Origin of the sequence: Streptomyces sp. SID13726, assembly GCF_010548375.1 — a bacterium.
In the GTDB taxonomy this organism is placed as follows: Bacteria; Actinomycetota; Actinomycetes; order Streptomycetales; family Streptomycetaceae; genus Streptomyces.
The window spans coordinates 162863-186001 of sequence record NZ_JAAGLY010000015.1; the positions used below are offsets into that span (position 1 = coordinate 162863).

General features: G+C 71.5%; 18 protein-coding genes and 1 pseudogene. 17 read left to right on the forward strand and 2 right to left on the reverse strand.

Annotated features, from left to right (window positions below):
* Nucleotides 1-223: 223 nt before the first annotated feature.
* Nucleotides 224-2284, forward strand: a complete 2061-nt coding sequence (locus G3I78_RS32255; protein WP_164431084.1) for a DUF1996 domain-containing protein — start codon at nucleotides 224-226, stop codon at nucleotides 2282-2284.
* A 319-nt stretch (nucleotides 2285-2603) separates the two neighbouring features.
* Nucleotides 2604-3767 carry a serine hydrolase domain-containing protein gene (locus G3I78_RS32260; RefSeq protein WP_164431086.1) on the forward strand — a complete coding sequence of 388 codons (1164 nt, stop codon included), beginning with the start codon at nucleotides 2604-2606 and terminating at the stop codon, nucleotides 3765-3767.
* 22 nt (nucleotides 3768-3789) lie between these two features.
* On the opposite strand, the gene G3I78_RS32265 is transcribed toward G3I78_RS32260, so the two are convergent.
* A complete protein-coding gene (locus tag G3I78_RS32265) occupies nucleotides 3790-4716 on the reverse strand; it encodes a GNAT family N-acetyltransferase (RefSeq protein ID WP_164431088.1) in 927 nt (308 codons plus the stop codon).
* A 447-nt stretch (nucleotides 4717-5163) separates the two neighbouring features.
* On the opposite strand from G3I78_RS32265, the gene G3I78_RS32270 reads away from it, so the two are divergent.
* The 14 genes from G3I78_RS32270 (at nucleotide 5164) to gap (ending at nucleotide 19959) form a co-directional block, all read left to right on the forward strand.
* Entirely contained in the window at nucleotides 5164-6351 is a 1188-nt protein-coding gene (locus tag G3I78_RS32270; RefSeq protein WP_164431090.1) for an ATP-binding protein, read from the forward strand.
* The gene (locus tag G3I78_RS32275) at nucleotides 6348-6749 is read left to right on the forward strand and encodes a roadblock/LC7 domain-containing protein (RefSeq protein ID WP_164431092.1); all 402 of its coding nucleotides are present in this window, start codon (nucleotides 6348-6350) and stop codon (nucleotides 6747-6749) included. The genes G3I78_RS32270 and G3I78_RS32275 overlap by 4 nt, the downstream gene beginning before the upstream one ends.
* Nucleotides 6746-7123 carry a DUF742 domain-containing protein gene (locus G3I78_RS32280; RefSeq protein WP_164431093.1) on the forward strand — a complete coding sequence of 126 codons (378 nt, stop codon included), beginning with the start codon at nucleotides 6746-6748 and terminating at the stop codon, nucleotides 7121-7123. The genes G3I78_RS32275 and G3I78_RS32280 overlap by 4 nt, the downstream gene beginning before the upstream one ends.
* Nucleotides 7095-7703, forward strand: a complete 609-nt coding sequence (locus tag G3I78_RS32285; protein ID WP_164431095.1) for an ATP/GTP-binding protein — start codon at nucleotides 7095-7097, stop codon at nucleotides 7701-7703. Before G3I78_RS32280 ends, G3I78_RS32285 begins: the two co-directional genes overlap by 29 nt.
* Before the next feature lie 52 nt (nucleotides 7704-7755).
* Nucleotides 7756-9108: a cytochrome P450 gene (locus G3I78_RS32290; protein ID WP_203615804.1), complete on the forward strand. Its 1353-nt coding sequence runs from the start codon at nucleotides 7756-7758 to the stop codon at nucleotides 9106-9108.
* Between the two features lie 176 nt (nucleotides 9109-9284).
* A complete protein-coding gene (locus G3I78_RS32295; RefSeq protein WP_164431097.1) occupies nucleotides 9285-10970 on the forward strand; it encodes a hypothetical protein in 1686 nt (561 codons plus the stop codon).
* Between the two features lie 36 nt (nucleotides 10971-11006).
* The gene (locus tag G3I78_RS32300) at nucleotides 11007-11978 is read left to right on the forward strand and encodes a phosphotransferase (RefSeq protein ID WP_164431099.1); all 972 of its coding nucleotides are present in this window, start codon (nucleotides 11007-11009) and stop codon (nucleotides 11976-11978) included.
* Nucleotides 11979-12003: 25 nt separating this feature from the next.
* On the forward strand, nucleotides 12004-13407 hold the full coding sequence (locus G3I78_RS32305; protein ID WP_164431101.1) for an FAD-linked oxidase C-terminal domain-containing protein: 1404 nt from the start codon (nucleotides 12004-12006) through the stop codon (nucleotides 13405-13407).
* A 10-nt stretch (nucleotides 13408-13417) separates the two neighbouring features.
* The gene (locus G3I78_RS32310) at nucleotides 13418-13846 is read left to right on the forward strand and encodes an OsmC family protein (protein WP_164431103.1); all 429 of its coding nucleotides are present in this window, start codon (nucleotides 13418-13420) and stop codon (nucleotides 13844-13846) included.
* Between the two features lie 76 nt (nucleotides 13847-13922).
* Nucleotides 13923-14795: an ABC transporter ATP-binding protein gene (locus G3I78_RS32315; protein WP_164431105.1), complete on the forward strand. Its 873-nt coding sequence runs from the start codon at nucleotides 13923-13925 to the stop codon at nucleotides 14793-14795.
* Complete coding sequence (locus tag G3I78_RS32320) at nucleotides 14792-15766, forward strand: iron-siderophore ABC transporter substrate-binding protein (RefSeq protein WP_164431107.1); 975 nt, start codon at nucleotides 14792-14794, stop codon at nucleotides 15764-15766. Before G3I78_RS32315 ends, G3I78_RS32320 begins: the two co-directional genes overlap by 4 nt.
* Nucleotides 15767-15770: 4 nt before the next feature.
* Complete coding sequence (locus G3I78_RS32325; RefSeq protein WP_164431109.1) at nucleotides 15771-17837, forward strand: iron ABC transporter permease; 2067 nt, start codon at nucleotides 15771-15773, stop codon at nucleotides 17835-17837.
* Between the two features lie 53 nt (nucleotides 17838-17890).
* Nucleotides 17891-18847, forward strand: a complete 957-nt coding sequence (locus tag G3I78_RS32330; RefSeq protein ID WP_164431111.1) for a helix-turn-helix domain-containing protein — start codon at nucleotides 17891-17893, stop codon at nucleotides 18845-18847.
* A 113-nt stretch (nucleotides 18848-18960) separates the two neighbouring features.
* Nucleotides 18961-19959 (forward strand): type I glyceraldehyde-3-phosphate dehydrogenase, encoded by a 999-nt coding sequence (gene gap, locus G3I78_RS32335; RefSeq protein WP_164431119.1) that lies wholly within the window; start codon nucleotides 18961-18963, stop codon nucleotides 19957-19959.
* A 138-nt stretch (nucleotides 19960-20097) separates the two neighbouring features.
* Here gap and G3I78_RS53285 read toward each other — a convergent pair.
* Nucleotides 20098-20346, reverse strand: a pseudogene (locus G3I78_RS53285) (hypothetical protein); the annotation flags it as partial.
* A 466-nt stretch (nucleotides 20347-20812) separates the two neighbouring features.
* On the opposite strand from G3I78_RS53285, the gene G3I78_RS32345 reads away from it, so the two are divergent.
* Nucleotides 20813-23122, forward strand: a complete 2310-nt coding sequence (locus G3I78_RS32345) for a Tat pathway signal sequence domain protein (protein ID WP_164431121.1) — start codon at nucleotides 20813-20815, stop codon at nucleotides 23120-23122.
* Nucleotides 23123-23139 lie beyond the last annotated feature (17 nt).

The following is a 23139-nucleotide window of genomic DNA, read 5'->3' on the forward strand; positions in this document are numbered from 1 at the left end:
TTTTCCCTGCACAGAGGTTCGGGCGGGAGTGGTGGAACTCAGCGTTCCGTATGAGAGTGCTGTGAATTTCCGATGCGGTTGAACACCGGGGGGTCGCCGTCCGTATGGGGCGAGGGATTTGCATGCCCGCAGAGCCGACACGCGCAGGAGTATTTCCGTGGGACGAAGCAACCGCAGACGCCCGACAGGCGCACGACGTGCGACCTTTGCCGCAGTAGCCCTGATGCTCGGGGGTGGTGGCCTGGTCGCGGCGAATGTGTACGCCTCCGCCACGGAGAGCGGCACACCGCAGCAGACGTCGTGGGGAGCCGTCACGATCAACTGCCCGGACGTCGGTGACACGCTGACCAGCGTGCCCGACGGTTCGAAGGCGGACGTGGACAAGGAACTCGCCCTGCTGGACCAGCAGGTGGCCGAGGCCTACCAGCAGCTCCAGGACCCGTCGGTGGACAGCAGCGAGGCCGCGCAGAGCCGGATCGTCGATCCGCTGGGCGAGAACCGCGCCGCCACCATCGACCGCATATCCGCCGCCCTGGAACGCTCCGGCGAACGCCCGGACGGGCTCGGCGACATGGCCGCGTGCACCCTGCGCGCGACCGAGAACCAGAACGGCGACGGCCAGGACCAGCAGCAGGGCGACGGCCAGGACCAGCAGGGCCAGAACCAGGACGGCCAGGGCGACGGCCGGCAGGGTGACGGCCAGAACCAGGGTGACCAGCAGGGCGACGGCCAGGATCAAGGCGGCCAGCAGCAGGGCAACGGCGGGCAGGCCGGCAACGGACCCGTCGCCGCCGACTACGCCGACATCAAGAACGCTCCGCAAGCCGCACAGGCGCCGCAGGCTCAGGGCGACGCCTCCCGTGGCACCTTCGTCACCAGCTGCGGGGTCAACGCCAACGGCCTGTTCAACTCGGACAACGTCATCGTGGCCCCGGGTGTCTCCAACGGCGCCCACCACTTCCACGACTACGTCGGCAACCAGTCCAACACCGCCTTCGCCAGCGACCAGGACCTGGCCGACGCCCAGACGAGCTGTGTCGACCAGGGCGACAAGTCCACGTACTACTGGCCCGTGATCCGGCTCCAGAACGGAACGCAGGAGCAGGACGCGAACAAGCCAGGCGGTGGCATCGAGGGCAACGCCGGCAAGATCGTCACGCCCAAGGAGGTGACGCTGACCTTCGTCGGCAACCCCCGCGGCAAGGTCACCGCGATGCCGCGACTGCTGCGCATCATCACCGGCGACGCCAAGGCCTTCGTCAACGGCACCGCCAACGCCAACGCGTCCTGGAGCTGCACCGGGTTCGAGGACCGCCAGCTGAAGGACAAGTACCCACTGTGCCCGCAGGGCAGTGACGTGGTGCGCACCTTCAAGTTCCAGAGCTGCTGGGACGGGCGCAACATCGACAGCGCCAACCACCGCACCCACGTGGCGTTCGCCCAGAACGACGGCACCTGCCCGCAGGGCTTCGAGGCCATCCCGCAGCTGGTCCAGCGGATCGTCTACGACGTCGACGCGCCCAGCCTGAACGACGGCGGCCGTACGACCCCGCTGTTCGCGGTCGACTCCTTCCCGGAGCAGGTCCACAAGCCCGTCACCGACCACGGCGACTTCATCAACGTCTTCGACGAGAACCTGATGAACGAGATGGTCGGCTGCATCAACGACGGCCGCCAGTGCGGCGCGGGCACGGGCCAGGACGACCCGGGCAACGGCGACAACGGCAATGGCGGAAACGGGAACGACGACAACGGCGGGAACGGCAACGGCGGCGACAACGGGAACGGCAACGGCGGCGACAACGGCGCCGACCCGGACCCCGGCGCCAGCCAGGACCCCGGCAACGGGAACGGCAACGGCAACGGCGGCAACGACAACGGCTCCGAGGACAACCCCGGAAACGACGACGAGCCGCAGCAGCAGCCCACCCCGACCACCCAGGCCCCCGCGGGCGGCCAGACGACCGCCCCGGCCGGCAACGAGCCCAAGACCTACAGCTCACCCACCGCCCACAGCACCACCGCCCCCGACAAGGGCAACGGCAACGGCGGCAACGGCCAGGCCGGTCAGCCGAACCCCCAGGACGACACCGCGACTGAAGACCCCGGAACCGGCTCCACCGGCGCCGTGACCCAGCCCCCGGTGCTCGCCCAGCCCGAGCCCCAGGGCAACCAGGGCAGCCTCGCCGAGACCGGTGCGCAACTGTGGCCGGCCGCGCTCGGAGCGATCCTCCTGATCTCCGGGTTCGTTCTGCTACGACGCACCAGCCGCCGTTCGATGTGACATCGACCGGCACCGGCGAGAAACAGGGGTGGCTGTCCGCCACACGGCTCCACCGGCGGACAGCCACCCCTGCATTTGACGTGAGTCATTCTTGATCCGGGAAACGTTTCGGACCGTACTCCCGGGCGACCATGCCGACTGATGCCGTTGTACCCGCAAACTAAGCTGCGCAAGGGCGACGGCAAGGCCCCCTCGCAGCGAATTTCGGGCCGCCCCCGAGCACCGGCCACTGGTCCGTATGCAGCAGCACGGGAAGCAGGAGAGCGCCGGACCCGGTGAGGCTTGACGGGCCGTGACGTCCCCTCTTCCGGGAGCCTCCATGCCCCTGCGCCACCCCCGCCTGCGAGCGGTGTCCGTCCTCGCGGTCTGCCTGGCCGCCCTGTCCCCGGCGACCGCCGTGGCCCGCGCGGGATCCGCCGGCCACGACTCGCTCCAACATCAGCTCGACGCGTTCGTGCGCGGCCCGGGCGGACCGCCCGGCGCCATCGCGGTCCTGCGGGACGGCGACCGGACCCGCGTCCTGCGCGCCGGAGTCGCCGATGTGCGCACGGGCCGCCCGCCGCACGCCGACGACCACATGCGCATCGCGAGCACGGCCAAGGCCTTCAGCGGCGCGGTCGCGCTCACCCTGGTCGACCACCGCGCCCTGCGCCTGGACGACACCCTGCGCGAACGACTGCCTCAACTGCCGTCGGCCTGGGGCTCGGTGACGCTCCGTCAACTCCTCAACCACACCAGTGGGTTGCCGGACTTCTCACAGAGCCCCGCGTTCCTCGCCGAGCTCCGGGCCGACCCGCGCCACCACTTCGACTCCCGCCGCCTGCTCGACTACGTCGCCGGGAAGCCCCTGGGCTTCGAGCCGGGCACGCGCTACCGCTACTCCAACTCGGACAACATCGCCGTAGCCCTCATGGCGGAGGCGGCCACCCGGACACCGTACGAGGAACTCCTGCGCAGACTCGTGTACAGGCCGCTCTACCTGCGCTCCACCAGCCTCCCGCAGGGCTACCGGATGCCGGAGCCGTATCTGCACGGGTACGACGTGAGCCCGCCCGCGCCCCCGGAGGACGTCAGCGAGGTCATCGGCATGTCGGGTGTCTGGGCGTCCGGAGGCATCGTCTCCACGCCGGCCGACATGACCCGCTTCATCCGCGGCTACGCGGGCGGACGGCTCTACGGGCCCCGGGTCGTCGAGCAGCAGCGGCAGTGGGTCGCGGGCGCGTCCGAGCCAACCGGGCCGGGCCGCAACACCGCCGGGCTCGGCATCTTCCGGTACGACACCCGCTGCGGTGTCGTCCTCGGCCACACCGGCAACACGCTCGGCTACACCCAGCTGATCGCCGCGACCCCCGACGGCCGCCGCTCGCTGACCTTCTCCGTCACCACCCAGATCAACCGGACCGCCGACGCGGAGAAACTCAAGAGAATGCGCGCCATTCAGGAGAATTTCGTCTGCGCATTGCTCAACGGAAAGGCCGCATAGCCGCCTTCGGAGAAACAGGCCGTCAACTGAGCACTGTTTCCCAGGTGTCGACGGCGAAATGGACGGACATTCCGTTGCGGGCGTACAACTCGGGGGCCCCGGTGGCATTCTCGGTGTCCACGCCGAGGCCCACGGTCTCCCGCCCCCTGGCCGCGAACGCCCCGAAGGCCTGCCGCAGGAGCAGTCCGCCCAGGCCCCGGCCGCGCGCCTGCCGTACGACCCCGAGGCTGCGGATCCATCCCATGGCCTCGCGGTCGTCGCGGGCGATCAGGAAGCCGGCGTCGCCGAGGTCCGCGGTGCTCACCAGCCACACCAGGGACCAGTCGAGCCGGTCGGCGTCGATGTCGTGCAGCCACTGCTCGTAGGCGCGCGGCTGGAAGTCGAAGTGCTCGGCGAAGGTGGCCTGGTACAGGGCGTGGACCCGCTCGCGGTCCGCCTCGTCGGCGCAGGCCCGCAGCCGCACCCCCTCGGCCGGCCGGGGTGAGAGGTCCTCGCCGGGGCGCAGCGGCCGCTCCAGGACGTGGTAGCGCCGTACGACGGACCAGCCCCGCGCGCGGATCAGCTCCAGGTCGAGGGTGGGCGCGACGTTGAGGTGCAGATGCACCACGGCCCGCGAGGCGCCGTTGGCCAGGGCCTTCTCCAGTGCCCTGGCCTCCATCGCGTCCAGCAGCAGCTCACCGGCCCGCTGGTGGTCGGGCAGGACGTAGTGGTCGGCGTCGACGCGCTCGCCCCGCGACTCGTCCCACACGAGGGCGTACGCCACCAGCCGCGGCCCGTCGAAGGCCAGCCACGAGTCGCGGTCGAGGTCGACCTCGGGATGCTTGAGGTCGGCCTCCACCGTGTGCAGGTCGGTCTCCGGCCGCCCGATCTCGATCCGGTCGATCTCGTTGAGCAGCTCGGTGACGGCCGGCGCGTCGGTCAGCGCGGCAGCGCGCAGGAGATAAGGCATGCGCCCAGCGTCCGGGCCGGGCCCCACGGCCGCAATCGAGTTTTGCCCGAGCGGGGGGAAAGCGCTCTCGGCGCCTTGGTAGGCTGCCGCTGTTGATCATGAACGAGTGGCCGGGGCGGGGGAGCACCCTCCGTGGACCGGTGCGGGCGAGGGCGGCGGCGACCGCTGACAACGGATGATGAGCCCTTGCTGCGAGATCTTTGTGGAGAGTCGTCAAGTGTGGCGCCTGATACGCCTGTTGACACTGTGGCGACTGATAAGATCATTACACTTTTCAGTAGGCTGACGGCGCGTCATGGACGCGTACGGGGGACAGCCAAAACGGCCCCATCGTGAAGGAGTGACGGTTGGTCCGCCGGTGACGTCCGCGGCTGCACGCCGACGGGCCTTTCCGGGGGTCTCATGCACGGTCAGTCTCCCGACGCGAGGCGACTTGAAGAGAGTCTCATGACGTCATTGTTCGAAGATCCACTCCTGTGGGTCCTGCTCGTGGTACTCATCGCTGCGGTTTTCGCAGTGATGCGCGCACGGAGAACCAACATCCAGCTCCGCGCGAACAACAACAAACTGCACGGCGACATCGCCGGCGTACGAGGTCAGCTCGCCGAGCTCCAGACGACCTACTCGTCGGTGAGCTCGCGGCACGCCGCGGATCTGGAAGAGGTGCGCAAGGACGCGGAGTCGGCCACCAAGGCCACCCTGAAGTCGGCGGTGGGCACCCTGGCCACCCTCGCCGAGGAGCAGCTGGCCCTGCTCGACGGCCTCCAGCAGAAGTACGGCGACGACAACGCGGTCCTCGCCGACCTGATGCTGGTCGACCACACCGGCAGCCAGTTCAGCCGCCGTACCAAGGGCATCTCGGTGCTCTGCGGCGGCTGGCTCGGCCGGCGCGACCGGAACGCCTCGGTCTACGACGTGGCCCGCAGCGCCCAGGGACGCATCCGTGACTTCGAGCGGGTCAACGTCCACTCGCAGGCCAACGTCGCGATCACCAACCGCGCGGTCGAACCCGTCGCCATGGTCCTCGCCGAACTGCTGGACAACGCCACCAAGTACAGCGCCCCCGGCACCCCCGTCGAGATCAACATCCAGGCCGTCCCCACCGGGATCTGCCTGATCGTCGACGACGCCGGTCTCGGCATGGACCAGGAGACCAAGGCCCGCGCCGCCAACCTGCTGACGGCGGGCGGGGCCGTGGACATCACGAGCCTCGGCGACCCGCCGAAGTTCGGGTTCGCCCTGTCCGGGAAGCTCGCCGCCCACTACGGCTTCCATGTGTCGGTCGACGCGGTCTCCCCCTACGGCGGTGTGCGTGCCGTGATCCGGGTGCCCGAGAACCTTCTGACGGCGGACGTGCCCGCACCCGCGCCCGTCGTCCTCGACGACCCCGAGGGCGAGCCGGTGGTGACCAAGCCGACCCCCGTCGCCTCCCTCGTCGTGGGCCAGACCGCCGGGGGCCTCCCCAAGCGCCGCCGGCGCCGCAACGGCACCGTCTCCGTGGTGGCCTCGTCCGGCGCGGACGTACCCGACCTGGACGAAGCGAGCGAGGAGACCGCCTCCCGGCTCAAGGCCTTCGCTCGCGGAACCGTGCTCGGGCGGGACTCAGACAACACGGAAGGACCTCAGAACCAGTGAATCCCGACCTGTCGTGGGTGTTGAACGACGTGCTCGAGGTGCGCGGAGCCCGCCACGCCATCCTCGTCTCGGCGGACGGCCTGCTGATGCAGCGGTCCGACGGCATCGTGCGTGACGACGCCGAGCGCAACGCCGCCGCGATGAGTTCCCTGCAGTCCCTGTGCCGCAGCGTCGCCCCCTTCGTCGGCGGCGGCAAGGGCCTGTGGAAGCAGACACTGATCGAGTTCGACGGCGGCTGGATCTTCCTCATCGCCGGGGGCAGCGGCTCCTACCTCGCGGTCTCGACGGCGCTGGACGTCGACATGGAGGCCATGTCCATTCGGATGCAGAAGACGGTGGGCGCGCTGACCAAGGCGATGAGCGCGGCCCCGCGCCAGAACACCGGCGTAGACGCATGACCTGGCCAGGCGAGGACGCACCGGTAACCAGCGACTTCGTCCGCTCCTACGTCATCACGGGCGGCCGTCGTCTTCCCTCCGACGACGACCTGTCCCTGCACACGCTGGTCTGTCTCGCGCCCGACCGCACCCTGCCACTGGGCGCGAGCCCCGAGGTACGGGCCATCTGGGAGCTCTGTGCGGGCGGCTATCTGTCGGTCGCCGAAGTCGCCGGCCACCTGGGACTGCCGGTGGGCGTGGCGCGACTTCTGCTGTCCGATTTATTCGAGCAGGGGCACCTCCTGCGTCGCGCTGAACCGGCCCCCGCCCAGCATGTTCCCCGAGCGATACTCGAGAAGGTTCTGCATGGACTCGAAACCCTCAACATCGGCTGACCCCACGGCGGGCGGCTCCATCTACGTCTCCGCCGACGTGACCACCGCGGCGAAGATCCTGGTGGTCGGGCACTTCGCCGTGGGCAAGACGACCTTCATCGGGTCTCTCTCGGAGATCACTCCGCTGCGCACCGAGGAGAAGATGACCCAGGCGTCCATGCACGTCGACGACCTGCGGGGCGTCCCGGACAAGGCGACCACCACCGTGGCGCTGGACTTCGGCCGGCTGACGCTGAGCGACGAGCTGGTGCTGTACCTGTTCGGCACCCCCGGGCAGCAGCGCTTCATGCAGCTGTGGGAGGACATGGCCCGCGGCGCCCTCGGCGCCCTGCTCCTGGTCGACCCCTCACGGCTGGAGGAGACGTTCCCGGTCATCGACCTGATCGACGAGTACGGCCTCGAGTACGCGATCGCCGTCAACACCTTCTCGCAGACCAGCCACTTCGAGGAGGAGGAGATCCGCGAAGCCCTGGACCTGCTCCCGGACACCCCCGTCATCTACTGCGACGCACGCGACCAGCGCTCCTCCGCCCGGGCCCTGATCGCCCTCGTCCGGCACCTGCTCGACCGCGCAGCCTGAACCACCACCCCCCGCCCGGACCGCACGGTCCGGGCCACCTAAGGACACAGACATGGACGTTCACGACACGGCCGCCGCCGGTGCGGCCAGATGCCCCATGTACGACGGCACCTTCGCCGCCGACCCCCAGAAGGTCTACGACTACCTCCGGGCGCACGGCCCCGCGGGACCGGTCGAACTCGCCCCCGGCGTGGACGCCACCCTGGTCGTCGGACACGAGACCGCCCTGCGGGTGCTCCAGAACCCTGGTCTGTTCGCGCGCGACGGCCGCCGCTGGACCGCGCTGAACGACGGCCGCGTCCCCCTCGACAGCCCCGTCCTGCCGATGATGGCGTACCGGCCCAACTGCCTGTTCACCGACGGCGCCCAGCACCTCCGCCTGCGCAAGGCGGTCACCGAGAGCCTCGACCGCCTCAACGTCACCCGCATCCGCCGGGACGTCGAGCCGATCGCCGCCTACCTCATCGACCAGTTCAGCGAGCGGGGCCGGACGGACCTCATCAACGACTACGCCAAGCTGCTGCCGATGCTGCTGATCAACAAGCTGTTCGGCTGCCCCGCCAGCATCGGCGACCGGGTCACCAGCGCGATGGCCGACATGTTCGACGGCAAGGACGCGCTGAAGGCCAGCGACGAACTGACCGCCTGCTTCATGGAGCTCATCACCCTCAAGCGCCGCGAGCCCGGCGACGACATCACCTCCTGGCTCGTCCAGCACTCGGCCGGTCTCACCGACGAGGAGCTCAAGGACCAGCTGGTGATGCTGATCGGCGCCGGTGTGGAGCCGACCCGCAACCTCATAGCCAACTCCCTGCTCCTGCTCCTGGGGCCGGAGGGCGAGGGCGGCCCGAGCATGCAGATCGAGGACGCCCTCGACCACGTCCTGCTCAACAACCCGCCGATCGCCAACTACGCCACGCACTTCCCGGTGCAGGACGTCGACCTCGGCGGAGTGGTGGTTCAGGCGAACTCCCCGCTGGTCATCAGCTTCGCCGGCGCCAACAGCGACCCTGCGCTCACCGCGTCGGGCCAGGCCCACAGCCGGGGCGCCCACCTCGCCTGGGGCGCGGGCCCGCACGCCTGCCCGGCCAAGAGCCCGGCCCAGGTCATCGCGGTCACCGCCATCGAGCAGATCCTCAACGCCCTGCCCGACCTTGTGCTGAGCGTCCCGGCCCAGGACCTGGAGTGGCGCCCCGGCCCGTTCCACCGCGCCCTGGCCACCCTGCCCGTCCAGTTCGCCCCCACCCCGGCCACCCGGATGGCTTCGGCGTACGGCGTGCCCACCGCACCCCGCGCGTCCGTCGTCCAGCAGCCCGCACCGGCGGCACGCATACCCGCTGCGACGGCGCAGAAGCCCGCCAAGAAGGGGTTCTGGAGCAGCTTCCTCGAGATCTTCCGTGTCTGACGGCTTAGCTCCCGCCACCCGGTGCCGGAGAAGGGACTGACCGACCCACGTCACAAGTCCCCTCTCCGGCACCTGCGTTCGTTCGGGGGACAGAACGGCTCCCACGGGTCCGAAAGCCCCTTCTTCGGGCAGAATCGACTCCCGTGCAGCACAGCCGGCAGCGCGAGGAGCGGCGCATGGAGTACTATGACCTCGGCTCCCACGGCCGACCCGTCACCACCGACTCCGCCGAGGCCCAACTCTGGTTCGACCGGGGCCTGGTGTGGACGTACGCCTTCCACCACGAGGAGGCCGTGGCCTGCTTCGAGAAGGCGGCCGCCGCCGATCCGGACTGCGCGATGGCGTACTGGGGCATCGCCTACGCGCTCGGCCCCAACTACAACAAACCCTGGGAGTTCTTCGACGAACGGGACCTGGCCAGGACCGTCGAACGCACCCATACGGCCGTGGAGTCGGCGCACGAGAAGGCGGCCGCCCGGGCCACCGTCGTCGAGCGGGCACTGATCGGCGCCCTGCGCGCCCGCTACCCGCAGGCCGACCCGGCCAAGGACTGCGCGGTGTGGAACCCGCCGTACGCCGAGGCCATGCGCACCGTCCACGAACTCGCCCCGGACGACGCCGACGTGGCCGCCCTGTACGCGGACGCGCTGATGAACCTCACCCCCTGGGAGCTGTGGGACCTGCGCACCGGCGAGCCCGCCGCCGGAGCACGCACCCGTGAGGCGCGGGCCGTCCTGGAGCGGGCCCTCGCCGGCGCCACCGGGCGCACCCACCCGGGCGTCCTGCACTTCTACGTCCACCTGATGGAGATGTCACCCACCCCCGAACTGGCCCTCACCGTCGCCGACCGGCTGCGCGGCCTGGTCCCCGACGCGGGGCACCTCCTGCACATGCCCTCCCACCTGGAGGTCCTGTGCGGCGACTACCGGCGGGTCGTGTCGGACAACAGCGCCGCGATCGCCGCGGACGAGAAGGTCCGGGCCCACGGCGGCGCGATGAACTTCTACACCCTCTACCGCTCGCACAACTACCACTTCAGGATCTACGGGGCGATGTTCCTGGGCCGGTCGCAGGTCGCGCTGGAGACGGCGGCGCAGTTGGAGGAGTCGATCCCGGAAGAACTGCTGCGCGTGACGAGCCCGCCCATGGCGGACTGGCTCGAAGGCTTCCTCGCGATGCGCGTCCACGTACTGATCCGCTTCGGCCGCTGGACCGACATCCTGGAACTGCCGCCGCCCGCCGACCCGGCCCTGTACTGCGTGAGCACCGCGATGCTCCACTACGCCCGCGGCGTCGCCTTCTCCGCCCTCGGCCGCGTTCCCGAGGCGGAGGCCGAACGCGCCCTCTTCCACCGGGCGGTCACCGGGGTCCCCGCCTCCCGCATGCTCTTCAACAACACCTGCGCCGACCTCCTCGCGATCGCCTCGGCGATGCTGGACGGCGAACTCGCCTACCGCAAAGGCGAGTTCGACACCGCGTTCGCGGCCCTCGCCCGCTCCGTCGAACTGGACGACAACCTCCCCTACGACGAGCCCTGGGGCTGGATGCAGCCCACCCGCCACGCCTACGGAGCCCTCCTGCTCGAACGGGGCCGCGTCGCCGAGGCCGAGGCCGTCTACCGCGCCGACCTCGGCCTCGACGACACCCTCCCGCGGCCCCTCCAGCACCCGGGCAACGTGTGGGCGCTGCACGGCCTCCACGAGTGCCTGGTCCGCGGAGGCAAGGAGGGGGAGGCCCGGATCGTCGCCCGGCACCTGCGGATCGCCGCCGCGCTGGCCGACGTACCCATCGAGGCGTCCTGCTTCTGCCGCCTGGACACCGGAGCACCGACGGCGGCCGACGCGTCGGACTGCTGCGGATAGGCTGCGATCAACAGGACGGCATCGGCAGGGAGTTGAATGCGCGACACGGGCGAGTTCATCGCGGACGCCTACGCACTGGGCGCGGGCGAGTGGACGATGACGCCCGTCGCCCGCGGCGCGCTCGGACAGATCTGGAAACTGTCGGGGAACGGCACCGCGTGGGCGGTGAAGGAACTCCTCTTCGAGAGGCACGAGCCGGACGTCGGCGCCGAGTCCGCACTGCGCGACGCCGCGGAGACACAGGGCGTCGCCGCGCCACGCCTCATGCCCGACCGCACCGGCGCCCATGTCGTACGGCTCCCCGAGGGGACGTACGCCAAGCTGTACGACTGGGTCGACGGCACCACGGCCGACCCCTCGGACCCGGAGACGCTGCGCTGGTGCGGCCGGACCCTCGCCCTCCTGCACCGGGCAGGCGAGGGCGCGACCGGGACCCCGAGCGCCTGGTACGAAGAGTGCCACCAGCCGTCCGACTGGGCCGAGTTGACCGGGAGGGCGGCGCGGGCCGGGCTGCCCTGGGCGGCGGAACTGGAGCGGTTCGCCGCCACGACCGTCGTACGGCTGGGACGGCATGTCTCGCCCAGTGCCGCGGCCGACGTGGTGACGTCCCATCTCGACATGCGCCCGCAGAACGTCCTCGTCGGCGCGCGCGGACCGGTCCTGCTCGACTGGGACAACGCCGGTCCGGTCTCGGCGGAGCGGGAACTCGCCCGGGCCGTCCATGTCTGGTCGGGCGGCAACGGCTTCGACGCCGACGCGGCACGGCACTTGGTGCGGGCCTACCGGGACGCCGGGGGCCCGGCGGTCGTCAAGAGCCCCGACGCCTTCTCCATGCTGTTCGCGACCTACCTCAACTACGTCCACGTACAGGCCGCATGCGCGGTCGATCCGGAGGTGCAGGCCGACCGGCGCGAGTTCGCGAGCGCCGAGGTCGTGGACCTGCTGCGGAACCGGCCGGACCTCGAAGCCGTGTCACGCCTCACAGAGACCGTGGCGGCCGAGTGGTGACCGGCCGGAATGCCAAGGTGCCTTCATGCACAGCGAACTGATCCAGCGCCTGCGCCGCGACCTGCCCGAGGGCCGCGTGCTCACCGACCCCGGCCTGACCGCCGGATACGCCCACGACGAGGCCGAATGGGCACCCCACGGCAGCCCCGCGGCGGTCGTACGGCCGCACACCGCCGAGGAGGTCCGCCAAGCCGTCCGCGCCTGCCTCGACCTCGGCGTGCCGGTGGTCACCCGGGGCGCCGGGACGGGCCTGTCGGGCGGGGCGAACGCCCTGGACGGGTCGGTCGTGCTCGCCACCGAGACCATGACCGGCATCAAGCGGATCGACCCCCTGGAGCGCCTCGCCGTCGTCGAACCCGGCGTGGTCAACGAGGACCTCCGCACCGCCTGCGCGGAGCACGGCCTCTGGTACCCGCCGGACCCGGCCAGCGCCCGCTGGTCCACCATCGGCGGCAACGTCGCCACCAACGCGGGCGGACTGTGCTGCGTGAAGTACGGCGTCACCCGCGACTACGTGCTGGGACTCCAGTTCGTCACCGGCACCGGCGAACTCGTGCGCGTGGGACGTCGTACCGCCAAGGGCGTCGCGGGCTACGACCTCACCGGACTGCTCGTCGGCTCCGAGGGCACCCTCGGCGTGATCACCGAGGTGACCCTGCGGCTGCGGCCGAGCCGTGCGCCCGAGCACACGGTGGCCGGGTACTTCTCCTCCGTCGTCGACGCCGGACGGGCCGTCACCGCCGTGGCCGCCGCCGGGATCACCCCGTCCGCGCTGGAGCTGATCGACCGGTACTGCCTCGAAGCGGTCGACGCCTGGAAGCGGATGGGCCTGTCGACCGAGGCCGACGTCGTCCTGCTGGGCCGCACCGACGCACCCGGCCGGGCGGGCGAGGAGGAGGCCGAGACCATGCGGCGCTGCTTCGCGGAGGCCGGCGCCGGCTGGGCCGCCCGCTCCACCGACCCCCAGGAGGCGGACGCCCTGTTCGAGGCCCGGCGCCTGGCCTATCCGGCGCTGGAGCGGCTCGGCCCGGTCCTCACCGAGGACGTGTGCGTGCCGAAGGCCGCCGTACCGGAGATGCTCGGCCGCATCCACGCCATCGCCGAACGCCACGGCACCCTCATCGCCAACATCGCGCACGCGGGCGACGGCAACCTCCACCCGCTGCTGATCACCGAACCGGGCGACGAGGCGGCACGGGTGCGGGCCCAGGCCGCCTTCCACGACATCATCGCCGAGGCCCTCGCCCTCGGCGGCACGGTCACCGGCGAACACGGCGTCGGACTGCTCAAGCGCGACGGGCTGCGCGCCGAGGTCGGCCCGGAGGTGATGGCCCTCAACCGGGCCGTCAAGGACGCCCTCGACCCGCGGGGCCTGCTCAACCCGGGCAAGGTGCTGGGCCCGCGAGCACCGCTCGGCACCCGGCACTAATGTCCTGTGCATGAGCGAAGACACCGCGCGTTCCGTCACCGTCGAGCGCACCGCAGCCGGCCACTTCGTCGCCACCAACACCCGGGGCGGCACGATCGCCTTCGGCACCGGCGGCGACAGCGAGTTCACCCCGGTCGAACTCCTGCTTGCCGCGCTCGGCGGCTGCTCGGCGGTGGACGTCGACCTCGCCACCGGCCGGCACGCCGAACCCTCCGCGTTCACCGTCGAGGTGACCGGCGACAAGACCGCCGACGAACTCGGCAACCGGCTCACCGGCCTCGCGGTCACCTTCACCGTCACCTTCCCGGACGGCGAGGGCGCCGAGCGTGCCCGCGCGATCCTGCCCCGCGCGGTGAAGACCTCCCACGACCGGCTCTGCACGGTCAGCCGCACGGTCGAGATCGGCACGCCCGTCACCACGACGGTGAAGGACGCCTGACCGCACCTCACGGGGGAGAGGGCCTGGTCGCACCACCCCTGGACCGAGCTGGGTAAGGTTAGGCTAACCTTCGGTCGTGAGTTCTGGTGAAGAGACGACCGAGCCCTCCCGCCCGCCCGGCCAACAGCTGAGCGCCCGGGACGTGACCGTCGCGTACGACGGCACCGACGTCGTGCACGACGCGGCGATCACGCTCCGGCCCGGCCTGGTGACCGCCCTCGTCGGCCCCAACGGCAGCGGCAAGTCCACCCTGTTGCGTGCCCTGGCCCGGCTGCGGCCCGCCCGCACCGCCGCACTCACCCTGACCGGCGAGGACGGCGCCGTGAGCGACGGGCTCGCGCTGACGGCCCGTGACTTCTCCCGCCGCGTCGCTCTGCTGACCCAGGGACGCCCCACACCGAGCGGCCTGACCGTGCGGGACATCGTCGAGTTCGGCCGCTACCCCTACCGCGGCCGCTGGGGCCGGGCGGACCCCGAGGGCACGGCGGCCGTACGCCGGGCGATGGCCATGACCGACGTCGAGACCCTCGCCGGACGCGGCGCCGAGTACCTCTCCGGCGGCCAGCTCCAGCGCGTGTGGCTCGCGAGCTGCCTCGCCCAGGACACCGGCGTCCTGCTCCTCGACGAACCCACGACCTACCTCGACCTGCGCTACCAGGTCGAACTCCTCGACCTGGTGAGGGACCTGGCCGACGACCACGGCATCGCCGTCGGCGTCGTCCTGCACGACCTGGACCAGGCCGCCGCCGTCGCCGACCGGATCGCCCTCCTGCACGAGGGCCGCATCGTCGCCGACGGCCCGCCCGCCGAGGTCCTCACCGCCGAACGGCTCACCGCCGCCTACGGCATCCGCGTCGACGTCGACACCGACCCCCTGACCGGCCTGCTGCGCACCCGCGCCGTCGGCCGCCACCACGCCCGCACCGAAAGGCTCAGTGCCACCTCATGAGACGACGCCTGCTCATCGCCCTCGCCGCCGCCGCCGCCGCCCTCGCCCTGGCCGGCTGCGGTACGACCGAGCCCGCCGCCGACGACACCGCCCCGAGCGCCCGGAGCATCACCCTCACCGACGCGAGCGGTGCCAAGGTGACCCTCGACGGACCCGCCGAGAAGGTCGTCGGCACCGAGTGGGACGTCGTCGAACACCTCGTCTCCCTCGGCGTCCAGCCCGTCGGCGTCGCCGACATCAAGGGCTACACCGCCTGGGACACCGCCGCCCCGCTGACCGGCTCGCCCAAGGACATCGGCACCCGCGGCGAACCCAGCATGGACACCATCGCCTCGCTCTCCCCGGACCTCATCGTCGCCAACGACGACCTCTCGGACGCCGTCCTCAAGCAGCTCCGCAAGGTCGCCCCCGTCCTGGAGATCCGCTCCGCGCGGGCCTCCGACCAGATCGGGCAGATGGAGACCAACCTCGACCTCATCGCCGAGGCCACCGGCACCACGGACCGTGCCGAGACCCTGAAGAAGGACTTCGACGCCAAGCTCGCCGAGGGCAGGAAGGCCCTCGCCGACGCCGGGCTCGCCGGCCGCGGGATCGCCTTCGGGGACGGCTACGTCGCCTCCAACCAGGTCTCCATCCGCCCCTACACCAGCGGTTCGCTGATCGGGGACGTCAACGACGCGATCGGCCTGAAGAACGCCTGGAAGGCCAAGGGCGACGAGAAGTACGGCCTCGCCACCACGGATGTCGAAGGACTTACGGGCCTCGGGGACGTCGAGTTCGCCTACATAGGCAACGACGCCGACGGCAGCGACCCCTTCACGGTCGACCTCGCGAAGAACGCGGTGTGGAAGGGCCTGCCCTTCGTGAAGAAGGGCAACGTGCACCGACTGCCCGACGGCATCTGGATGTTCGGCGGCCCCAAGTCCATGGAGGCGTACGTCGACGCCCTGGTCGCGGCCCTGACGAAGTAGCGAGATGACCGTCACCGCACCCGCTCCCACCACCGGCGCGCCGGCCGTCACCGCCAGGACGGGCGCGACCGCGGTGACGGCCGCCCTCGTCCTGCTGGTCGCCGCCCTCGCGGTCGTCGACATCACCCAGGGCACCGCGGCCGTCGGCCCAGCCGAGGTGTGGAAGGCCCTCACCGGCCGCGCCGACACCGCCGACGCGTCCGTCGTCATCGCGTCCCGGCTGCCCAGGATGACCGCGGGACTGCTCGTCGGCGCCGCGCTCGGCACGGCGGGCGCCGCCCTGCAGGCCGTCAGCCGCAACGTCCTCGCCGCACCCGACACCCTCGCCGTCAACGCGGGCGCCTACTTCGCCCTCGGCCTGTTGACCGTCACCGGGGTCTCGCTGCCGCTGCTCGCCTCCTCCGGGGTGGCGTTCGCCGGCGGGCTCGCCGCGGCCGCCGTGGTCCTCGCCCTGTCCGGCCTCGGCACGGGCACCGTACGACTCGTGCTCGCAGGCAGCGCCCTCACCCTCGGACTGACCTCCTTGACCGAGGGACTGCTCCTGCTGTTCCCGCAGGAGACCGACGGCCTCTACCAATGGAGCCAGGGCAGCATCAGCCAGAACGGCTTCGACGGCGTGCTGCGGATGGCGCCCGTCGCACTGATCGGCCTCGTCGGACTGCTGCTGGTCGCCCGCCGCGTGGACGCCCTGGCCCTCGGCGACGAGGCGGCCCAGGGCCTCGGCGTGCCGGTGCGGACCACCAGGATCACCGTCGTCGTGCTCGCCTCGCTGCTGTCGGCGGCCGCGGTCACCCTCGCCGGACCCGTCGGCTTCGTCGGACTGTGCGCACCCGCGCTGCTCCGGCCGCTCGCCCGGCGCGTGCGGCCCTTCGTCCGCATCCGCCTCGGCCTGCCCGTCGCCGGACTCATCGGCGCCGCGCTGGTCCTCGGCGCGGACGTCCTGCTGCGCGCCACGGTCTCCGCCGAGGCCGCGGTCGCCGTCCCCACCGGAGTCGTCACCAGCATCCTCGGCGCACTCTTCCTCGTCGCCATGGCCCTGCGGCTGCGCGACACCGCCACCACCGGCGCACCCGAGCGCCTGCGCATCCCCACCCGGACCGTGTTCCTGGCGACGGTCACGACCCTGGCCGCCGCCCTCATCGCCCTGACCGTCGCCGCGATCCTCCTCGGCGACACCGGACTCCTCCTCGGCGACGTCGCCAACTGGGCCCGGGGCACCGCCCGCCCGTCCATCTCCTTCGTCCTCGACACCCGCGTCCCCCGAGTCGTGGCCGCCCTCCTCGCGGGCGCCGCCCTCGCCCTGTCCGGCACCCTCGTCCAGGCCGTCACCCGCAACCCGCTCGCCGAACCCGGCATCCTCGGCGTGTCCGGGGGAGCGGCGCTCGGCGCTGTCCTCCTCGTCACCACGGCACCCTCGGCCGGGTCCTGGAGCGTGGCCGGTGCCGCCTTCGCGGGCGCCGCGGTCACCGCCGTCCTGGTGTTCGGCCTCGCCGCACGCGGCGGATTCGGACAGAACCGGCTCGTCCTCGTGGGCGTCGGCGTGTCCGCCGCCACGACCGCCCTCATCAGCCTGTTCATCGTCCTCACCGACCCCTTCAACGCCACCAAGGCCCTCACCTGGCTGTCCGGTTCCACCTACGGCCGTACCCTGCCCGACGCCCTGCCCGTCGCCGGCGCCCTGGTACTGGGCATCGCCGTGGCCGTCGTACGGCGCGCCGAGCTGGACCTCGTGTCCCTCGACGACGACACCCCCGCCCTGCTCGGCCTGCGGCTCGGACCCGCCCGGCTCGGCTTCCTGGCCGTCGCCGTGCTGCTCGGCGCCACCGCCGTCGCCGCCGCGGGCGCCGTCGGCTTCGTCGGACTGGTCGCCCCGCACGCGGCCCGCGCACTGGTCGGCCGCCGTCACGTCCGGGTCGTACCGGTCGCGCTGCTTCTGGGCGCCTCGCTGGTCTGCGCCGCCGACACCCTCGGCCGGACCGTCATCGCACCGGCCCAGCTCGGCGCCGGCCTCATGACGGCCGTCATCGGCACCCCGTACTTCCTGTACCTGCTGGTCCGCACCCGGCGCTGACCCGACGACGCCGACCCCGACGACAACCCCCCTGACCTGCGTACCCTGTCCCCGTGTCAGCCTCCCGCCTTCGTCGCGTCGCCGTGCTCGTCCTCGAAGGCGCCAAGCCCCTCGACGTCGGCATTCCCGCACAGGTGTTCACCACGCGCGCGAGCATGCCGTACGAGGTACGGCTGTGCGGCGCGGCACCCGGCCTGGTGAGCGGCGGGGACGGGCTGTCGTACCACGTCGCCGACGGCCTCGACGCGCTCGGCTGGGCGGACATCGTGTTCATCCCCGGCTACCGGTTCCCGGACCGCGAGGACCCGCCGCCGGACGTCGTCGAGGCACTGGTCGCCGCCCACCACAGGGGCGCGCGGCTCGCCGCCATCTCGACCGGCGCCTTCGCCCTGGCCGCGACCGGCCTGCTCGACGGGCGCCGCGCCACCACCCACTGGCACTACACGAGGGCGCTCGCGGCCAAGCACCCCCTCGTCCGGGTCGACGAGAACGTCCTCTTCGTCGACGAGGGCAGCGTGCTCACCTCGGCCGGCGCCGCCTCCGGCATCGACCTGTGCCTGCACATCCTGCGCGGCGACCTCGGAGTGGCCGCCTCCAACCACGCCGCCCGGCGCCTGGTCGCCGCCCCCTACCGCAGCGGCGGCCAGGCCCAGTACGTGCCCCGCAGTGTGCCCGAACCGCTCGGCGAGCGCTTCGCCGCCACCCGCGAATGGGCCCTGCACCGCCTCGACGAACCCCTCACCCTCGACCTGCTCGCCCGGCAGGCCGCGGTCTCGCCGCGCACCTTCTCCCGGCGCTTCGTCGAGGAGACCGGGTACACGCCGATGCAGTGGGTCATGCGGGCCCGCATCGACATGGCCCGGGAACTGCTGGAGCGCTCGGAACGCAGCGTCGAGCAGATCGCCACCGACGTTGGCCTGGGCACCGGCTCGAACCTGCGCATGCACTTCCAGCGGATCCTCGGCACCACGCCGAGCGAGTACCGCCGCACCTTCACCCGGGGCGAATAGGCCGGTGGCCCGGTGCGGCGGTGGCGCGATCCTTGTGAACCGTGGCGATCGCGCCACTGTCAGCGGCCCAGGCCGTGCGCGAGCCTGGTGGCCATAGGGAAGGGACACCATTCATGACTCGCATCGCCATCAACGGATTCGGCCGCATCGGACGCAACGTGCTGCGCGCACTCCTCGAGCGCGACAGCGCCCTGGAGATCGTCGCCGTCAACGACCTCACCGAGCCCGCCGCCCTCGCGCGGCTCCTGGCCTACGACAGCACGGCCGGCCGCCCCGGCCGCCCGGTGACCGTGGACGGCAACACCCTTGTCGTGGACGGCCGTCGCATCACCGTGCTCGCCGAGCGGGAGCCCGCCCAGCTGCCCTGGGCCGAACTCGGCGTCGACATCGTCCTGGAGGCCACCGGCCGGTTCACATCCGCCAAGGCCGCCCGCGCCCACCTCGACGCGGGCGCGCGCAAGGTTCTCGTCAGCGCGCCCTCCGACGGCGCCGACGTCACCCTCGCCTACGGCGTCAACACCAATGCCTACGACCCGGATCTGCACACGATCGTCTCCAACGCCTCCTGCACGACCAACGCGCTCGCGCCGCTGGCCCAGGTGCTCGACGAACTCGCCGGTATCGAGCACGGGTTCATGACGACGGTGCACGCCTACACCCAGGAGCAGAACCTCCAGGACGGCCCGCACCGCGACGCCCGCCGCGCCCGCGCCGCCGGTGTCAACATCGTGCCCACCACCACGGGTGCCGCCAAGGCGATCGGCCACGTGCTGCCCAACCTGGACGGCAAGCTGTCCGGCGACTCGATCCGCGTCCCGGTGCCGGTCGGCTCGATGGTCGAGCTCAACACGACCGTCGCCCGCGAGGTGACGCGCGAGGACGTACTGGCCGCGTACCGCACCGCCGCCGAAGGCCCCCTCGCCGGAGTCCTCGAGTACTCGGAGGACCCGCTGGTCTCGTCCGACATCACGGGCAACCCCGCCTCGTCGATCTTCGACTCCGAGCTCACCCGCGTGGACGGCCGGCACGTCAAGGTGGTCGCCTGGTACGACAACGAGTGGGGCTTCTCCAACCGCGTGATCGACACGCTGGAACTGCTCGCGCAGGGCTGAGACAGCCGCCTCCCGACGGGTGCCGATCCCGCCCCCCCGGCACCCGTCGAACTCCCGCTGGAGGAACGGCGTTCCGGCGTCCGGCCCCGACAACACCCGGCCGTACAGCTCCAGATCGGTGGCCGGGTTGACGAACGAGTGCGGGTTCAGCGCGTTCAGATCCCGCACCGCCCGCTGCACCGGCACCTCCCGGTGCAGGGACGACGCTCCGGACGCGGACCCGATCAGGTCCACGGCCTCCTTGCACAGCCGGGCCGCATAGCCGCACTGCCCCCGGATCCGGGCCCGCTCCTCCGGCACACGGACGCCATGAGCGACGACACTGTTGCTGCCGCTCCCGGTGAGACCGGAGACGTCCCAGTCGTCGAGCACCTCCAGCTCGGCCATCGGAACGGCCGCCCACAGCAGTTCGGGCGGGTGACCGTCCCGACCGTCCCCCGACCCGGCCACGGCGGTCAGCAGATGCCAGTCGGCGTCCTGGCAGCCGGTGGCGAACGAAGACGTCCCGTCGACCACGTAACCCCCGTCCACCAGAAGGGCCTTGGCGCTCGGGAAGAGGGTGCCGCCGATCCGTACGTCCGGGCCGGTGAAGATCTCGTCCTGCGCCTCGTCGGGGAAGAGCGCCGCGATGAACGCGCACCCTGGGGCCGGCCGACTCTGTCGAAAAACATCGGAGGGGTCAAGGGGGCGACGCAGGGCTACTGACCTGCGAATCAGTACTGATTTAGCCCATGAATAACCAACCCATCTTGTGATTCACGGCAAGTCACGGTCATTGACAGGTACACGAAGGCCTCCTAGGTTCCCCGATACACCCGATGTATCGAGGATCCGTCAGGTCTGGAGGACAACGATGACCTCGCAGCCGGAGAACCACTCACAGGTGCGCCGCAGAGCCGTACTCGGCACCGCCGTGGCCGGAGCGGCGGCCGCCGCCTTACCCGGCACGGCCCACGCCGTACAGCAGGAGCCCGCCGCGGCCGACGGCAGACACCCGTGGAAACTCCGCGACACCATGACCACCGACCGCGCCTGGGCCGGATTCCTGCGCGGCCAGGACCTGTTGTGGACCAGGCTCCCCACGCTCTGGTACGAGGGCCCGTTCCTCGGTGACGGCCTGCTCGGCAGCATGATCTACCAGGAACCGGGCGCCAACCGGATCCGCTTCACCGTCCAGCACGGCCGGGTCCAGGACCACCGCCCCGAGTTCGGCAGCGGCTGGGGCACCTGCCGCCTCCCCGTCGGCCGGCTGACCCTCGAACCGGCCGGCACCGTCACCGCCGTCGACTGGCGCCTGAGCCTGTGGAACGCGGAACTCACCGGCACCGTCACCACCACCGCGGGCACCCTCACCCTCGCCGCCCTGATTCACGACGAGGTCCTGGCGGTCCGCGTCACGGCCGACGGCGACGAACGGGCCGACTGGACCTTCCACCCCGAGGAAGCCGTCAGCCCGAGGAAGATCAGTGAGGCCCCGCCCACCGGCTACACGCCCAACCCGCCCTGGACCACCCGCACCACCGCGGACGGCACGGAACAGGTCCTCCAGCCCCTGACCGGCGGCGGCGAGACGGCAACGGCGTACCGGCGCTCCGGTACGGACCTGCTGCTGAGCGTCGGACACAGCCACCCGTCCGACACCGCGGCCGAGGCCGACTCCCTGCGCAACCTCCGCCGCGCGAAGTCCTACGACACCCTCAGGCAACGGCACACCCGCTGGTGGCACGCGTTCTACCGCAAGAGCTTCGTGTCGTTCCCCGACCAGCGGCTCCAGAGCTTCCACTGGATCCAGCTCTACAAGGTCGCCTCGGCCAGCCGCGCGGGCGGTCCGGTGATGGCCACGTGCGGCCCCTGGCTGGAGCCCACCCCCTGGCCCGCGGTGTGGTGGAACCTCAACGTGCAGCTGGAGTACTGGCTCATCCACGGCTTCAACCACCCCGAACTCGACTCCCTGGCCACCACCCTGCGCCAGAACCAGGAACAGCTCGTCGCGAACGTCCCCGCCGCCTACCGCTCCGACAGCTCGGGCGTCGGCCGCAGCTCCGACATGTTCGCCAACCGCGGTGTCGGCATGCCGGGTACGGGCGCCGAGACCGGTGACCTCACCTGGGCGCTGCACAACGCCTGGCTGTCCTACCGCCACTCCATGGACGAGTCCCTGCTGCGCGACACCGTCTACCCGGTGCTCCGGCGGGCGATCAACTACTACCTGCACTTCCTGACCCCCGGCAGCGACGGCAGGCTCCACCTGCCCAGCACCCTCTCACCCGAGTACCCCGTCGTCCCGCCGCAGGACACCAACTACGACCTGGCCCTGATCCGCTGGGGCTGCCGGACCCTCATCGAGTCGGCCGAACTCCTCGGCATCGACGACGAGTCGAGGCCACGCTGGCAGGAGGTCCTGGCCAGGCTGGTACCGTACCCGGTCGACGACAACGGCTTCATGATCGGTGCGGACACCCCGTACGCGCAGTCCCACCGCCACTACTCGCACCTGCTGATGGTGTATCCGCTGTACCTGGTGAACTGGGACCAGCCCGGCAGCCGCGACCTGATCAGGAGATCGGTCGAGCACTGGCACGCGCTGACCGGCTCCCACCGCGGCTACAGCTACACGGGCGCGGCCTCGATGTACGCGATGGCCGGCGACGGCGACACCGCGATCACCTACCTCCGCAAGTTCTTCGACCCGACCACCCGCTACCCGTGCCGGGCGAACACGCACTACACCGAGGCGGGCCCGGTCATCGAGACCCCGCTGTCGGCCTCGCAGTCCCTGCACGACATGTTCTGCCAGAGCTGGGGCGGAGTGATCCGCGTCTTCCCGGCCGTCCCCACAGCCTGGGCGGATCTAACCCTGCACGACTTCCGTGCCCAGGGAGCGTTCCTGGTCAGCGCCGTCCGCGCAGCGGGCAGGACCCGCTTCGTCCGGATCAGAAGCCTGGCGGGCGAACCGCTGAGAGTGAAGCACGGACTGACCGGCCGGCTCACCGTCCTCCTCGACGACGGCCGCCCGGCCCGCACCCGCGACCTCGGCGACGGCGTGCTCCGCGTCGACCTCCCGAAGGGCCGCGAGGTCCTGATCCACTCCGGCTCCCGCCCCGACCTGGTCATCGCGCCCGTCGCCGTGAGCGAGCCGGGTGCGGCGTGGGGGCTGCCGTAACCGCCGTGCCCCCGACG

Bases quoted from the DNA above. Each gene is read 5' to 3' on its own strand.
- G3I78_RS32255 (WP_164431084.1), top strand. From the start codon at position 224: ATGCTCGGGGGTGGTGGCCTGGTCGCGGCGAATGTGTACGCCTCCGCC.
- G3I78_RS32260 (WP_164431086.1), top strand. From the start codon at position 2,604: ATGCCCCTGCGCCACCCCCGCCTGCGAGCGGTGTCCGTCCTCGCGGTC.
- G3I78_RS32265 (WP_164431088.1), bottom strand. From the start codon at position 4,716: ATGCCTTATCTCCTGCGCGCTGCCGCGCTGACCGACGCGCCGGCCGTC.
- G3I78_RS32270 (WP_164431090.1), top strand. From the start codon at position 5,164: ATGACGTCATTGTTCGAAGATCCACTCCTGTGGGTCCTGCTCGTGGTA.
- G3I78_RS32280 (WP_164431093.1), top strand. From the start codon at position 6,746: ATGACCTGGCCAGGCGAGGACGCACCGGTAACCAGCGACTTCGTCCGC.
- G3I78_RS32285 (WP_164431095.1), top strand. From the start codon at position 7,095: ATGGACTCGAAACCCTCAACATCGGCTGACCCCACGGCGGGCGGCTCC.
- G3I78_RS32290 (WP_203615804.1), top strand. From the start codon at position 7,756: ATGGACGTTCACGACACGGCCGCCGCCGGTGCGGCCAGATGCCCCATG.
- G3I78_RS32295 (WP_164431097.1), top strand. From the start codon at position 9,285: ATGGAGTACTATGACCTCGGCTCCCACGGCCGACCCGTCACCACCGAC.
- G3I78_RS32300 (WP_164431099.1), top strand. From the start codon at position 11,007: ATGCGCGACACGGGCGAGTTCATCGCGGACGCCTACGCACTGGGCGCG.
- G3I78_RS32305 (WP_164431101.1), top strand. From the start codon at position 12,004: ATGCACAGCGAACTGATCCAGCGCCTGCGCCGCGACCTGCCCGAGGGC.
- G3I78_RS32310 (WP_164431103.1), top strand. From the start codon at position 13,418: ATGAGCGAAGACACCGCGCGTTCCGTCACCGTCGAGCGCACCGCAGCC.
- G3I78_RS32320 (WP_164431107.1), top strand. From the start codon at position 14,792: ATGAGACGACGCCTGCTCATCGCCCTCGCCGCCGCCGCCGCCGCCCTC.
- G3I78_RS32325 (WP_164431109.1), top strand. From the start codon at position 15,771: ATGACCGTCACCGCACCCGCTCCCACCACCGGCGCGCCGGCCGTCACC.
- gap (WP_164431119.1), top strand. From the start codon at position 18,961: ATGACTCGCATCGCCATCAACGGATTCGGCCGCATCGGACGCAACGTG.
- G3I78_RS32345 (WP_164431121.1), top strand. From the start codon at position 20,813: ATGACCTCGCAGCCGGAGAACCACTCACAGGTGCGCCGCAGAGCCGTA.